The organism is Butyrivibrio sp. (genome assembly GCF_017940685.1).
Classification (GTDB): domain Bacteria; phylum Bacillota; class Clostridia; order Lachnospirales; family Lachnospiraceae; genus Butyrivibrio.
Genome location: NZ_JAGAYD010000149.1, coordinates 1 through 12,857 on the forward strand (window position 1 = coordinate 1; position 12,857 = coordinate 12,857).

The 12,857-nt window shown below is 44.4% G+C and carries 9 protein-coding genes; 6 read left to right on the forward strand and 3 right to left on the reverse strand.

Features of this window, described 5'->3' with window-relative positions; all coding sequences use genetic code 11:
• Positions 1–2,161, forward strand: a 2,161-nt coding sequence (locus J6I68_RS09640; protein ID WP_292219972.1) for an InlB B-repeat-containing protein, incomplete at its 5' end; no start/stop codon positions are given.
• 140 nt (positions 2,162–2,301) lie between these two features.
• On the opposite strand, the gene J6I68_RS09645 is transcribed toward J6I68_RS09640, so the two are convergent.
• A complete protein-coding gene (locus J6I68_RS09645) occupies positions 2,302–3,078 on the reverse strand; it encodes an EFR1 family ferrodoxin (protein WP_292219973.1) in 777 nt (258 codons plus the stop codon).
• A gap of 223 nt (positions 3,079–3,301) precedes the next feature.
• Here J6I68_RS09645 and J6I68_RS09650 point away from each other — a divergent pair, with 223 nt between their 5' ends.
• Positions 3,302–4,258 (forward strand): hypothetical protein, encoded by a 957-nt coding sequence (locus J6I68_RS09650; protein WP_292219974.1) that lies wholly within the window; start codon positions 3,302–3,304, stop codon positions 4,256–4,258.
• A gap of 66 nt (positions 4,259–4,324) precedes the next feature.
• On the opposite strand, the gene J6I68_RS09655 is transcribed toward J6I68_RS09650, so the two are convergent.
• Entirely contained in the window at positions 4,325–4,759 is a 435-nt protein-coding gene (locus tag J6I68_RS09655; protein ID WP_292219976.1) for a hypothetical protein, read from the reverse strand.
• Positions 4,760–4,935: 176 nt separating this feature from the next.
• Between J6I68_RS09655 and J6I68_RS09660 the strand changes: the two genes are divergently transcribed.
• Genes J6I68_RS09660 through dnaB form a run of 3 tightly spaced genes read left to right on the forward strand, consistent with a single transcriptional unit; the run spans position 4,936 to position 8,779 of the window.
• Positions 4,936–6,987 (forward strand): DHH family phosphoesterase, encoded by a 2,052-nt coding sequence (locus J6I68_RS09660; RefSeq protein WP_292219977.1) that lies wholly within the window; start codon positions 4,936–4,938, stop codon positions 6,985–6,987.
• Positions 6,988–7,434 (forward strand): 50S ribosomal protein L9, encoded by a 447-nt coding sequence (rplI, locus tag J6I68_RS09665; RefSeq protein WP_292219978.1) that lies wholly within the window; start codon positions 6,988–6,990, stop codon positions 7,432–7,434.
• Between the two features lies 1 nt (position 7,435).
• Positions 7,436–8,779, forward strand: coding sequence for a replicative DNA helicase (dnaB, locus tag J6I68_RS09670; protein ID WP_292219979.1), 1,344 nt, complete (start codon positions 7,436–7,438; stop codon positions 8,777–8,779).
• A gap of 53 nt (positions 8,780–8,832) precedes the next feature.
• Here dnaB and J6I68_RS09675 read toward each other — a convergent pair whose 3' ends face one another.
• Positions 8,833–9,003, reverse strand: a complete 171-nt coding sequence (locus J6I68_RS09675) for a DUF362 domain-containing protein (RefSeq protein WP_013279673.1) — start codon at positions 9,001–9,003, stop codon at positions 8,833–8,835.
• A gap of 381 nt (positions 9,004–9,384) precedes the next feature.
• Here J6I68_RS09675 and nifJ point away from each other — a divergent pair.
• The coding region (gene nifJ, locus J6I68_RS09680) for a pyruvate:ferredoxin (flavodoxin) oxidoreductase (RefSeq protein WP_292219980.1) at positions 9,385–12,857 on the forward strand (3,473 nt) is incomplete at its 3' end.

A 12,857-nucleotide genomic window follows, 5' to 3' on the forward strand; every position in this document is an offset into this window, starting at 1 on the left:
AACAGCCCTTCCAACAGATGCAACAGTTGTATATGGAACCAAGGATGTAGCAGTAGCAGCAGCTGCAACAGCAGAAGGCTATACATTCAGTGGCTGGACAACACAGGATGCTACAGTAACAGATGGCAAGTTCACAATGCCTGCAAACGAGGTAGTATTTACAGGAAACTTTACTATTCAGTTGCATAACATCACATATCAGTGGAGAAATAGTAGTAATGAGATACGAGAGTATAAGTTTACTGGAGTAGAACACTTTACGTTGTCTACACCTACAGCTGATGAGAACTTCAATATGGCTAATAAGCCAGAAGCTCCTTCAACTCAGTACTTTGTACAGTGGGTTGACGAGAAGGGCACACCAGTAACACCTTCAAGCCTTGCCAATACTCAGGTTACTGGAGATGCTACATACTACGCAAGCTACGAGGATAAGACTATCGTTAATCTTCAGGCTGTAGCTGAGACAGGATCTTTGAAAAAGGTTTATGATGGTACAAAACTTGTTGCAGATTACATCGCAACTGTTGGTAACACCAAACCTGGACATACATTTGTAGTTAAGTTCTCTGCACAGAATGAGGATGGAAGCTGGACTGATAACTTGGATGCAGCAGATGTATATCAGCTCAATGCAGGAACAAAGAACTTCAAGATTGATGGCGCTCATGTAGACGTTATCGATGCAGACAAAAACTCTGTATTAGAGCAGTACACAATTACTTATGGCGATCCTGCAACACTTGAAGTAACCAAGGTACAGATCACTATCGTAGCATCAAGTGATAGAAAGACTTATGATGCAACTGCACTTACAAAGGCTAGATATTATATTGACAAGGGCGCTTTTGTTGGTGATGAGCTTGGTTTATTCAAGGTATATGTAAAGGGTTCACAGACATTACCAGGAGAAAGCGATAACGTAATTACAAGCTGCCAGTTTAATGGCGAGACTGCTGAATTCTCTGATAACGTAAATACTGTAAGCTTCCAGAACTACGATATTACAAGACAGAACGGCACTCTTACAGTAGGTAGACCTGAATCAAATATGAAGATGTATCTTAAGATTCAGGCTACTCCAGAAGGTGCAAACGAGAAGTCAGAAATGTACGATGGTACATACCAGAGTCTTCCTGTAAAGGTTGCACTTACTGATAAGGTTTCAGAGGGTGAGAAGACAGAAGGTATCGTTCTTCCTGGATATGGCGATGACGGATATGCTGATGAGGCAGAGCCAGTTGAGGCTAAGAAAGAAGATAAGCCATCTCCAGTTAGTGCATTGTTTACTACTCTTGCAAACTTAGGAGTATTAACAGTTTATGCAAATGAAGATGAACTTAGTAATCTTCCAGAAGTACCTACAACTTCAGTAGTAGAAGACGGAAACGTTAAGATTCTTACAGAAACATATCACTATGGTGCTACAGATTATACAGTATCTGGAATCAAGCTCATTACTGAGGGCGGTGTTGACGCTGGTGATTACAGAGTATATCTTGATACATCTGAGATGAAGATTACACTTAACGGCGGAAATGTTACTGATCTGTTTGATGTAGAAATCGTTAAGCCTGAATCTTCTGAAGAAGGTGACAAGGTAGTTGGTGTTCTTCACGTAACAAAGAGAGATGTAGTTCTTACTTCAGAATCTGCATCACAGACATACAATGGAAACGCTCTTACAAGACCAAACGTAACAGAGAGCGGACACGGATTTGTAGAGGGTGAAGTAATAAACGTACGTGCAACAGGATCCATCACAAATGCAGGATCAGTTGAGAACACAATCGCTTATGAGTTCAATCCTGAGAATGCACAGGGTGCGAAGTATCTCGAAAATGAGGAACTCTTCGAGAACAACTATGACCTTACTCTTAATCCTGGAACACTTAGAGTTAACAATCCTTCATCAGATGATGACAACCCAGGAGATCCAACAACGATCCCTGATGCACCTGTAGCACTTGCACCTAGCGGAGCAGTACTTGGAGCACAGAGAGCAACTGGTGATGGACCAGCAGTTCTTGGAGCAAGAAGAGCAGGAACTGATGACGAGACCAACAGAATGGCAAGAGTATTTGCTATGGTTGCTGCAGCTGCAATCGCAGTAACAATGCTGATCACAGGCAAGAAGAAAGATGAGGAAGAGGAAGGCTGATCAAAAAAGCTTTTGACCGATCCGAAAGTTCTTTTACCTAAGATTAAGTAATTTAAGAGAGGCGACTGACCTACATGGCCAGCCGCCTCTTTTTTGATCTGTGACAAAATGAAGGCCGCATGATTGTGCGGCCCTTATTTTTATACTGTTATGCTGTCCTGCATAAGGTCAGCAGGTTTTACGTTAGGATTGTGGTAATGTTCTCGCTTTTCGGAAATCTCTCCGATAGAGATTGCGCTTTGTGGGCAGTACTGCAGGCAGCTGAGGCACTGAGTACAGTTGGTGCCGATCTTGGCTTTGCCTTCAATGATGGTGATATTGCCTCGTGGGCACAGTCCCATGCACTGACCACAGCCGATACACTTGTCGCTGACAGCAAAGGCGGCTGCTTTTTTCTCCACCATCTTGGAAAAGCCCATGTTTTCAAAGGCGTTGAGGACATTGAGTCCTGGCTTGCGACGTGTCTTTCCATCGACAATATCTTTTGCAATCTTAGCAGAAAGGTCTTCGTTTCTTGCCTCAGCCTCTCCGATGGTGAGCCTTGGCATCATCAGGTCATGTGGAAACAGCCATATACAGCTGCAATGATGTGTGACAACGCTCCAATATTTTAATGGGATTATCTTGTGGAGCTTGGCAAGTCCAGTACCCTTGTAGGCTGCACAGGATGTTACACCAAAAGTGTATGCTCCAGGCTTAACCTTAAGTGTCTTGGCACAGTCAAAGACGTCTTCCGGAGCTCCGCCGCCGTAGCAGGGAAATACAAAGCCTACGCGGTCAGCATCAGACAGATCTGGTTTTGACATTCCTTTCTTTATTCTGATTAGCTGTGCTCCACCGATTCCTTTTGCGATATTTCGTGCAATTGACAGGCAGTTGCCAGTGCCCGAAAAGAAAAAGATAACATTTTTACCCATAAGAAAACCTCCCAATTATCTATATAATTATTATGAAATTTATAAGAGAAAATTTCAATCTTAAGAAAATCTTAAAGATTTCCTGTTTAAAATTTGCTATGCTGTTTCTTGTGTCGATTCTGACACACTCTTAAAGTTGCATTTCGCAACACGGCAAATCGCCGAATTATCCCACGTATGCGCGTACATTGGATAGAAGAAATACAGAAAGATGAGGTATTAAATGGCAACAATTATTACAGATGGTCCCATCATGCCATCAGAGAAGTATGAGCAGGCAAAGAGAGCTATTCAGGAAATGACACTGATAGATGGATTTCTTTTTGACAGCTCAATTGAAAATGAAGATGATGCCAAGATCGTGATTGGTAATATGTTGAGGGCTTTCTTTGACAGGGATTTTAAGAACATTGAAATCACATCTCAAAAACAATTCCAGGCGATAGATACTAAGTATCATGGTATAAGATTAGATGCTTTTATAAGTGAAGACCCAGAAGATCACACTTTATCAGCTAAGATAATCGATATTGAAATGGAGAACAGGGAATCTGACAAACCATATCTTCCAAGGCGGCTAAGGTACTACACAGCATTACCTGACGCCAAGTCTTTAGGATCAGGTATGAAATATGATAAGATACCAGATTTTATTTCTATTACAATATCATCATATGATCCTTTTGGTGCTGGCGATATGTACTATGAAGCCAGAACTGTCTTAACAACTCACCCTGAAGTATCATATGACGATGGCATAACGAGAATGTTCTTTTACACAAAAGGAACCCCAAATTTTGAAGCTATGAGCACATTCGTCAAGTCCGCTGAACATAGAAAAAAGCTGCAGGAGATGCTATACTATATTCAAACAGGAAAGAGGCCGGCTACAGAAAATGCTGACATAAATGATATTGATGATGTTGTTACCAGAGTGAAAATGCGAGAGGAGGTAACCACTGAATATATGAGACAATGTGATAAAGAGTATATTATTAAGCGGGAAACTGCTTTTGAAACCAAGAAGGAAGCGGCACTTGAAATGATCCGCTTTGCCCATGAAGATGGTATACCTGATGACAAAACAAGAAAACGGGTGGCTTCACTTGGCCTTTCGCCTGATGTAGTAAATGACCTCTTTGCAAGGATTGAAGAGGAAGAAAAATCTTTGGTTCAATAATGAAGGATAATAACCGAAGGCCGCACAATTGTGCGGCCTTTTCTAAAACATAATAACTATAAGATATTACGCTGTCGCAACTTTATCTTTACTGACCCCCAGCATCAATGCGCCGGTTATGAACAGTACAGGGATCACAAGTCCGCAGCCAAAGCACACAACGTCTTCCATCATGGCGAAGGTCTGGAGAGCGAAGGCCAGAAGCTGAAGTATCAGGATTAGGATCCCGCAGCCTACAAAGAAGCCGACTTTGTTCTTGCTGTTGACGTTGTGCAGGGCGTAGGCTCCGACTGTCATCTGCAGGGAGTTGGCCAGTATCTGGACGATGGCGATGGCGATGATGAGAGTTCCCCAGGACAGGTGTCCCACAAAGAATTCATCCATGCCATCCAGCATCTCACCATATATTGCATCCAGCACCATCACGAGGCCGCCTATGGCCATCATTATGCTGCTTGCCTTTAACAATGTCATTTTACTTAGAGAAAAATCTTTCATCATTTTCACCCGTACCCTTTACACAACCACTATAAAATACCGTATCTGCTTATTGATACGAAGCATAACCCTCTGTGGCAATTAATTTCCACGTATTCTGTATAGGGGTAGATTGTGCTATACTATAGAAAGGTATTTTTTCTTATAATGTCCAAAATGTTGGGGAAGAGGACAAAAGAATGGCGAATAAAAACAGAGTCAGATTAAAAGGTAGGCTCAGGTCTTACCTTAGGGTTTTCACATATCTCGGGATCTTGCTTGCTCTGGTCAATGCAGCTGTGTTTACAGTGAATTTCACCGCGGGACTGATCCTTCTTGCCTTTACGGCGCTGTATTTCATTGCAGTTTTATACATGAATTTCTACTCCAAGCCCATCATCATGAACGAGCTTGTGAGCTTTGCTACGGAGTATGGCCAGATCCAGAAAAAGCTCCTAAGAGAGCTGGAACTTCCTCACGCAGTTCTTGATGATTCCGGCAAAGTGGTCTGGACCAACATCGCTTTTGAAAAAGTGATCCATCAGGAGAAGGGATTTAAAAAGACGATATTTTCTCTTTTCCCATCTATCACCATGGACAAGTTCCCAGAGGGCGCAGAAGAGGTGTCCTACGAGCTTGAGTACGAGAACAGCAATTACACCATCAAGATGAAGCGCATCTCGTTAAAAGAGATGGCCATAAACAGCGACATAATCGACGCGGACAGCTACGAAGGCAGCCTTATTGCAGTATATCTTTTTGATGAGACAGCCCTAAAACTGGCTATCCAGGAAGTTGACAATCAGTCCCTGGCAGCAGGTCTTATATACCTTGATAACTACGAAGAGGCTCTTGATAGCGTAGAAGAGGTAAGAAGATCTCTTTTGACCGCTCTCATAGACCGTAAGGTCAACAAGTACATTGCTTCCTGCAACGGTATTGCCAAGAAGATCGAGAAGGACAAGTACTTTGTAGTAATGCCCAAGAAGTCCTGCGAGATCCTTAGGGAGCAGAAGTTTGATATCCTTGAGGACGTCAAGACTGTCAACATCGGTAACGAGATGGCAGTTACGTTGAGTATTGGTATCGGTATCAACGGTCTTTCCTATGCGCAGAATTATGAGTTTGCAAGGAATGCCATCGACGTAGCCCTTGGCCGAGGCGGAGATCAGGCGGTTGTTAAGAGTGCAGATTCTATCTCTTATTATGGAGGTAAGAGTCAGCAGATTGAAAAGAGTACCAGGGTTAAGGCAAGGGTTAAGGCCCACGCCCTTCGAGAGATTATTTCAGGTAAGGACAACGTCATCGTTATGGGCCATAGGATTGGCGATGTAGACAGCTTCGGCTCATCTGTTGGTATCTACAGGATTGCCAAGACACTGGACAGGAAGTGCCACATTGTTCTTAACGATGTCACAACTTCCATGCAGCCACTGGTTGATCTGTTCAAGAATAATCCTGAGTACGAGGATGACATGATCATCACTAACCAGCAGGCCATCGACATTGCTGGAAACAACACGGTTCTGGTAGTTGTTGACGTTAACAAGCCAAGTATCACTGAGTGTCCGGAACTTCTACGGTTCTGTAAGACCATCGTGGTCCTTGATCACCACAGACAGGGCACAGAGGTAATTGAGAACGCCACACTTTCATATGTAGAGCCTTACGCTTCTTCAGCATGCGAGATGGTTTCAGAGATACTGCAGTACATTGGAGAAAACGTCAAGATCCACAACGAAGAGGCGGACAGCCTGTATTCAGGCATGATGGTTGACACCAACAACTTCATGAACAAGACTGGTGTCAGAACCTTTGAGGCAGCAGCGTTCCTTCGTAGGAACGGCGCAGATGTTACCCGTGTCCGCAAGCTCTTTAGAGAGGATGCTACAGAGTACAAGGCCAAGGCCGACACAGTCAGCCAGGCTGAGATCTACCGCGGCAGGTTTGCAATATCTATTTTGTCCAACGACGAGATACAGAGTCCTACCATCGTAGGCGCGCAGGCGGCTAACGAACTTCTGAACATCAAGGGCGTAAGAGCCAGCTTTGTATGCACTGATTATCAGAACCAGATCTACGTCAGTGCCAGATCCATCGATGAAGTCAACGTTCAGGTCATCATGGAGAAGCTTGGCGGAGGCGGACATATGAGCAGCGCCGGATGCCAGATGGATGGCGTCTCCACAGAGGAGGCCATTGCCACACTTAAGAGAACACTAGATCAGATGATAGATGAAGGAGAACTATAAATGCAGGTTATTTTATTGGAAGATGTTAAGAGTCTTGGCAAGAAGGGAGATATCGTCAAGGTTTCAGACGGATACGCAAGGAACATGATCCTTCCCAAGAAACTTGGAGTAGAGGCAACACAGAAGAACTTAAACGAACTCAAGAACCAGCAGAAGAGAGATTCCATCGTTGCCAAGCAGCAGCTTGACGAGGCCAAGGCCTACGGAGAGAAGATTGAAAAAGAGACTGTTCAGCTTACAATGAAGGCTGGCGAAGGCGGAAGAGTATTTGGTTCTGTTTCTTCAAAAGAGATCGTAACAGCCGCCAAGCAGCAGTTTGGATTTGACCTTGACAAAAAGAAACTTCAGATGCCTGAACCTATCAAGGCATTTGGAACCTACGAGATCCCGGTTAAGCTCCACCCACAGGTTACAGCCACATTGAAGGTAAGTGTAAAGGAACAGTGATATGCCCGAAGAGAACCTCTTAAAACGAGTGGCGCCCAACAGCATCGAGGCTGAGAAGTCAGTAGTTGGCGCCATGATCATGGATAATGAAGCAATTCAGATTGCTGCTGAGATCGTCACTGGCGATGATTTCTATAACAAGCAACTGGGAACACTGTTCGAGACCATGGTTGAGCTTGACAGGAGCGGAAGCGCCGTCGATATGGTCACCTTGCAGAACAGGCTCAGGGAAAAGAATGTGTCCCCTCAGATCAGCAGCAACGAATTCATTGCAGAGCTTGTTGACTCTGTACCGACTTCAGCAAACATCAAGTATTACGCCCAGATCGTTGCTGAGAAGTCCACACTTAGAAAGCTCATACACGTAAGCGAGGACACCATCAACACCTGCTACACAGATGCAGATGACATGGAAGGGATCCTCAACGAAGTTGAAAAGAATATTTTCCAGATAACCCAGAAGAGAAACACTGGGGACTTTGTGCCCATCGACAAGGTCGTAATGAATGCCCTGGACAGGATTGAGATGGCCAGCAAGATGAAGGGCAATGTTACCGGTAATGCCACAGGCTTTATCGATCTTGACTACAACACAGCGGGATTCCAGCCATCAGACCTTATCCTTATTGCGGCTCGTCCCGCCATGGGTAAGACAGCTTTTGTCCTTAACATCGCTGAGTACATGGCTTTCCACGACAACAAATGTGTTGCCATGTTTTCACTGGAAATGAGTAAGGAGCAGTTTGTTAACCGTCTCCTTTCCATGGAATCACACGTTGATTCACAGCACATAAGAACTGGTAACTTATCAGACCTTGAGTGGGAAAATCTTATTGAGAGCGCCGGAGTTGTTGGTGCGTCCAAGCTTATAATAGATGACACACCTAGTATTTCCATTCAGGAACTCAGGTCCAAGTGCCGTAAGTACAAGATGGAGTATGACCTTCAGGTCATCATCATCGACTACCTGCAGCTGATGACAGGCGGAACAGGAAGAAGTGCAGAGTCAAGACAGCAGGAGATCTCAGAGATTTCAAGGTCCCTCAAGGCTCTTGCCAGGGAGCTCAACGTCCCTGTCATAGCTCTTTCCCAGCTGTCCCGTGCAGTTGAGCAAAGGCCGGATCACAGGCCAATGCTATCTGACCTTCGTGAGTCTGGAGCCATCGAGCAGGATGCGGACGTTGTAATGTTCATCTACAGAGATGATTACTATAACAAAGATACAGAGAAAAAGGGTATTGCGGAGATCATTATCGCCAAGCAGAGGCATGGCCCTATCGGAACTGTTGAGCTGTTATGGCTCCCTCAGTTCACCAAGTTTGCTAATCTTGATAAAGGAAGATAAAAAAAGAGCTTTCAGGAATTTCCTGAAAGCTCTTTGCTTTGTCTGTTTAATTATCAGCCCTGTGAAATAGCTGAAACAGGACACTGAGCTGCGCAAGAACCGCAGTCGATGCATGTGTTAGCATCGATAACGTACTGAGTATCTCCCTGAGAAATAGCTGAAACAGGGCACTGAGCAGCGCATGATCCGCAGCTGATGCAACCATCACTAATAACGTATGCCATAATAGTATCTCCTTCCATTAGTAAAAATAAAAAGCCAAATGTAGAATAACAAGGGGCTTTGCCGCGCCGCCTTTGTTACGTATTTATCATAATATAAGAAAAATGATTTATCAATAGAGTAAACGAAAACTTTTTTCAGATTAATTGATTAAAAATGTATAAATAGGCTGACAACACCTGACAAAAATGTTACTATTGAAGTCGGCAGAAACGTAGATAGTATCCGTACACAACTGCTTTTCGAGGGAGGAAAAGATTGTGAACGGGACTTTTTGCGCTGTTTTTTGACGTGAATCAAATTTTTTACTACACGGATGTCATATACTGATATTTGTGTAAAACGCCAAGAAAATTTCAAAATAAAACGTAGGAGGAATTAAAATGGCAAGAAACATGAAAACCATGGACGGTAACGAAGCTGCTGCATATGCTTCATATGCATTCACTGAAGTTGCCGCTATGTACCCAATCACACCATCATCTGTTATGCCTGAGCATGTAGATGAGTGGGCAACAGCCGGAAAGAAGAACATTTTCGGCCGTACAGTTCAGATTACTGAGATGCAGTCTGAGGCTGGTGCAGCAGGTGCTGTACACGGATCACTGGTAGTAGGTGCTCTTACATCTACATACACAGCTTCTCAGGGACTTCTTCTTATGATCCCTGATATCTACAAGATAGCTGGTGAGAGACTTCCTGGTGTATTCAACGTATCAGCTCGTTGCGTAGCTTCTCACGCACTTAACATCTTCGGTGATCACTCTGACGTATATGCTTGCCGCCAGACAGGTGCTGCTATGCTTTGCGATTCAAGTGTTCAGGAGGTTATGGACTTAACTCCTGTTGCATACTGTGCAGCAATCGAAGGCAGAATTCCTTTTATCAATTTCTTTGATGGATTCCGTACATCACACGAGATCCAGAAGATCGAGGTTTGGGACTACAAGGATCTCGATGAGATGGTTAACCATGAAGCAATCGATGCTTTCAAGGCTGGCGCACTCAATCCTAATCACCCTTGCCAGATGGGCTCAGCTCAGAACCCTGATATCTTCTTCCAGACCAGAGAGGCTTGTAACACAGGTTACAACGAGCTTCCTGAGATCGTTCAGAAGTACATGGACAAGGTTAACGCTAAGATTGGTACAGATTACAAGCTCTTCAACTACTACGGCGATCCTAACGCAGAGGTAGTTATCGTAGCTATGGGTTCTGTAAACGATACAATCGAGGAGACAATCGACTACCTCGAGAAGCAGGGCAAGAAGGTTGGTGTTGTAAAGGTTCGTCTTTACAGACCATTCTCAGCTAAGGCACTTGTTGCTGCTATTCCTGATTCTGTTAAGAGAATCGAAGTTCTCGACAGAACAAAAGAGCCTGGATCATACCGTGAGCCTCTCGCTCTTGATGTTATCGCAGCTCTTAAGGGCACTAAGTTCGAGTCAGTTCCAGTATTCTGCGGACGTTACGGACTTGGTTCCAAGGATACAACTCCTGCTCAGATCGTTGCTGTATTCAACAACGATACTAAGGAAGAGTTCACAATCGGTATCGAAGATGATGTAACAAATCTTTCACTTGAAGTTGGTGCTCCACTGGTTACAACACCTGAGGGAACAACAAACTGTAAGTTCTGGGGTCTTGGTGCTGATGGTACTGTTGGTGCTAACAAGAACTCAATCAAGATCATTGGTGATAACACAGACATGTATGCTCAGGCATACTTTGATTATGACTCCAAGAAGTCTGGCGGTGTTACAATGTCTCACCTTAGATTTGGTAAGAAGCCTATTAAGTCAACTTACCTCATCAAGAAGGCTGACTTCGTAGCTTGCCACAATCCTTCATACATCCGCAAGTTCAACATGGTTCAGGAACTTGTTGATGGAGGTTCATTCCTTCTCAACTGCCCATGGACAGTAGATCAGCTTGATGCTGAGATCCCTGGACAGGTTAAGAAGTTCATGTATGATCACAAGATCAACTTCTACATCATGAACGGTTCTAAGATCGGTGTTGAAGTTGGAATGGGTCCTACAAGAATCAACACAATCCTTCAGTCAGCATTCTTCAACATCACAAAGATCATTCCTGAAGAAGATGCTATCAAGTTCATGAAGGATGCAGCTCAGAAGACATACGGTCGTAAGGGTGAAGATGTCGTTAAGAAGAACTGGGCAGCTATTGATGCCGGTGCAGATCCAAAGAACCTTATCAAGGTTGAGATCCCTGAGTCATGGGCTAACGCACAGGATGAAGGTCTTGACTTCAAGAAGGCAGAAGGATCAAGAAAGGATGTTATCGACTTCGTTAACAACATCCAGTCTAAGGTTAATGCACAGGAAGGTAACACACTTAAAGTTTCTGATTGTCTTCCATACGTTGATGGTGCTACACCTTCAGGATCAGCTGCATACGAGAAGAGAGGTATCGCAGTAAATGTTCCTGCTTGGGATGCTTCAACATGTATCGGTTGTGGATTCTGTTCACTTGTATGTCCTCATGCAGCAATCCGTACAATCGCTATGACAGACGATGAGATCGCTAAGGCTCCAGAGGGACTTCAGACCAAGCCTCTTGCTGGAATGGATGGATACAAGTACTCAGTTGTTATCTCAGCTCTTGACTGCACAGGCTGCGGATCATGTGCTAATGTATGTCCTGGTAACAACAAGGGCGAGACCCTCAAGATGGGTGCTATCGCAGCTAACAAGGACGAGCAGAAGTACTTCGACTATGCAGTTACTCTTCCTATTAAGGATGACGTTGTTGCTAAGTTCGGTGAAGGCTCAATCAAGGGCTCACAGTTCAAGCAGCCACTCCTTGAGTTCTCAGGCGCTTGCGCAGGTTGTGGTGAGACACCTTACGTTAAACTTGTTACTCAGCTCTTTGGTGAGAGAATGTACGTTGCAAACGCTACAGGATGTACATCAATCTGGGGTAACTCATCACCTTCAACACCTTACACAGTAAATGCTAAGGGACAGGGTCCTGCATGGGATAACTCACTGTTCGAGGATAATGCTGAGTTTGGTATGGGTATGGTACTTGCTCAGAACGCTCTCCGTGATGCTATCAAGGAGAAGGTAGAAGAGATCGTTGCTGCTGGCGGCGCTGCTAAGGATGCTGCTCAGAAGTGGCTCGATACATTCTCAAATGGCGCTGAGAACTTCGCTGCTACAGATGCTCTCGTTGAGGCTCTTAAGAGCGATAGCTCAGATGCTGCTAAGTACGTTCTTAAGAACAAAGACTTTGCTGCTAAGAAGTCACAGTGGATCTTCGGTGGTGACGGATGGGCATTCGATATCGGATTTGGTGGTCTTGACCACGTTCTTGCATCTGGTAAGGATGTTAACGTTCTCGTTGTAAACACTGAGGTTTACTCAAATACAGGCGGACAGTCATCTAAGGCTACTCCTACAGGTGCTGTTGCACAGTTCGCTGCAGGCGGAAAAGAGATCAAGCAGAAGGATCTTGCTTCAATTGCTATGAGTTATGGTTACGTATATGTTGCACAGATCGCTATGGGCGCTAACATGCAGCAGACAATCAATGCGATCAAAGAGGCTGAGGCATATCCAGGACCTTCACTTATCATCGCTTATGCTCCTTGTATCAACCAGGGTCTTAAGGCCGGCATGAACAAGGTTATGGATGAGGAGAAGAAGGCTGTAGCTACAGGATACTGGGATATGTTCAGATTCAATCCTCAGGCAGAGAACAAGTTCACTCTTGATTCTAAGCCTGCTACAGAGGACTTCCAGAGCTTCCTTGATGGTGAGGTTAGATACCTTTCACTTAAGCTCAAGAATCCTGAGAGAGCTGCTAAGCTCAACGCTGCTGCTGCTCAGCA